Below are 1,703 nucleotides of genomic sequence, written 5' to 3' on the forward strand. Positions count from 1 at the left end.
TGGCTCACCGACGATTCACTCGAGCTACCGGAACTCTTGAAAACAGGTACGCAGTCCCTGCGGACCGGTATCAGCACCTGAGAAAGCATCACCACCTGAGAAAGGCGATCATGTCCACCATCACGAACGAACCCGTCCTGGATTCCCTGGCGCCGTCGACGCCGGGCTTGTGGTCGTTCGGACATGTCACCGTCGAACGCGTCGAGTCCGGTCCGATCTCGCTCGATCGCCGAGGCGGTCGCCTCCACGTCAGGCACTCCCTCACTCCCGCCGATCTGAGTGAGCGACTCGTCGCCGGAGTCACCTCGTCGATCCAGGACGCGGAGTTCGGTCAGGACGAATTCGAGTTGACGATGGTCGGCCTGGTTCGCTCCACCGTGGACGGCGCTCTCGAATCCTGGACCACCTACTACCGGAACTCACTTGCCGAACTAATGGACGGCACTGCAGATTTCGCGCCGATTCACGACAAAGCCGAAGAGCTGGTCCGCGGTTCCGTGCTCGATCTGGGTTCCTGCTTCGGTTTCCTGCCCCTGCGGCTCGCGCGCGCCGGAATGGAAGTGACCGCCACGGACATCCTGCCCGGAACGATGATCCTGCTCGACGCGGTTGCCCCCGAACTCGGCATCACGATCGACACGGTGATCTGCGACGCGGGTGAAGTACCGGCACCGGACAACAGCGCCGACACCGTCACCGCGATTCATCTCCTCGAACACGTCGACGACGCAGTCGGCGAGGCCGTGATCGCGCAAGCACTCCGGATCGCGCGTCAACGGGTCGTCCTTGCCGTCCCCTTCGAAGACGAAGCCACCGCGTGCCACGGCCACATCCGCACTTTCGATCTCGAGTCACTGCGTGCGGTCGGCCGGCAGAGCCGTGTGCCGTTCGAGGTATTCGAGCATCACGGCGGCTGGTTGGTGCTGGACGCATCGGCCGCCTGAAAAGAACTACCCTTCTTTCAGCGTATGGGCGACAAGCGCATTCGCGTGCCCATGACCCATACCGTGCTCCGACTTCAACCAGTTGACCAATTCCATGTGCTTCGTGAGGTCTGAGCTTCTGATCAGCTCTTGCCATTCACCGATCGGCCGACCGTACTTCTTCTCGATCGACGGAAAATACGACGCCGGGCCTTTCACGGGTTCAGTCATGACCGGAATCTACCTCCACCGCCCGACAATATTCGCGCACCGGCGGCGCCCGCATGTCCGCACCTGCGGAATCGCTGGGTAGATACGCGACCATCGCATTATGGTCGAAGAACACCCACCCGAGAGCACAGGAGTTCAGCGATGCGACTGTCCACACGAAATCAACTCACCGGCACCATAACCGAGGTCAACCTCGGCACCGTCATGGCGACGGTCAAGGTGAAGTTGGACGGCGGGAATCAGATTGTGACCTCGTCGATCACCCGCGATGCCGCACTGGATCTCGATCTTGAACCAGGCCAAGCCGCAACGGTATTCGTGAAGTCCACCGAGGTGACGATCGGCGTCGAGTAACTGGCGAGCGATGTGATCAGGGCCGGGTGAGATGCGTGGTCATCGTGTAGTCCTTGCTCGGCCCCGTCACGGTCCAGACGACAGTCCAGGTCGATCGATCTCCGGCAGTGACGTCGATTCGCCCGCGGTAGGTATCCGCACCGCACAGGTGCTCGACTTCCTCCCCCGGCGCCCAGTCGTGGAACTCTCTGCCGT

The 1,703-nt window shown here is 61.7% G+C and carries 4 protein-coding genes; 2 read left to right on the forward strand and 2 right to left on the reverse strand.

Going from position 1 to position 1,703, the window contains the following annotated elements; all coding sequences use genetic code 11:
- Positions 1–110 precede the first annotated feature (110 nt).
- Positions 111–944, forward strand: coding sequence for a mycofactocin oligosaccharide methyltransferase MftM (mftM, locus tag A2J01_RS28330; protein WP_064114060.1), 834 nt, complete (start codon positions 111–113; stop codon positions 942–944).
- A gap of 6 nt (positions 945–950) precedes the next feature.
- On the opposite strand, the gene A2J01_RS28335 is transcribed toward mftM, so the two are convergent.
- On the reverse strand, positions 951–1,154 hold the full coding sequence (locus A2J01_RS28335; protein ID WP_007728313.1) for a DUF4287 domain-containing protein: 204 nt from the start codon (positions 1,152–1,154) through the stop codon (positions 951–953).
- A 141-nt stretch (positions 1,155–1,295) separates the two neighbouring features.
- Between A2J01_RS28335 and A2J01_RS28340 the strand changes: the two genes are divergently transcribed.
- The gene (locus A2J01_RS28340; protein ID WP_003942061.1) at positions 1,296–1,508 is read left to right on the forward strand and encodes a TOBE domain-containing protein; all 213 of its coding nucleotides are present in this window, start codon (positions 1,296–1,298) and stop codon (positions 1,506–1,508) included.
- Between the two features lie 16 nt (positions 1,509–1,524).
- Here A2J01_RS28340 and A2J01_RS36645 read toward each other — a convergent pair.
- Positions 1,525–1,703: DUF6314 family protein (locus A2J01_RS36645; protein WP_269455344.1), on the reverse strand; the 179-nt coding region annotated here is incomplete at its 5' end.

Source organism: Rhodococcus sp. EPR-134 (genome assembly GCF_001647205.1).
GTDB classification, from domain to species: Bacteria; Actinomycetota; Actinomycetes; order Mycobacteriales; family Mycobacteriaceae; genus Rhodococcus_F; species Rhodococcus_F qingshengii.

Bases quoted from the DNA above. Each gene is read 5' to 3' on its own strand.
- mftM (WP_064114060.1), top strand. From the start codon at position 111: ATGTCCACCATCACGAACGAACCCGTCCTGGATTCCCTGGCGCCGTCG.
- A2J01_RS28335 (WP_007728313.1), bottom strand. From the start codon at position 1,154: ATGACTGAACCCGTGAAAGGCCCGGCGTCGTATTTTCCGTCGATCGAG.
- A2J01_RS28340 (WP_003942061.1), top strand. From the start codon at position 1,296: ATGCGACTGTCCACACGAAATCAACTCACCGGCACCATAACCGAGGTC.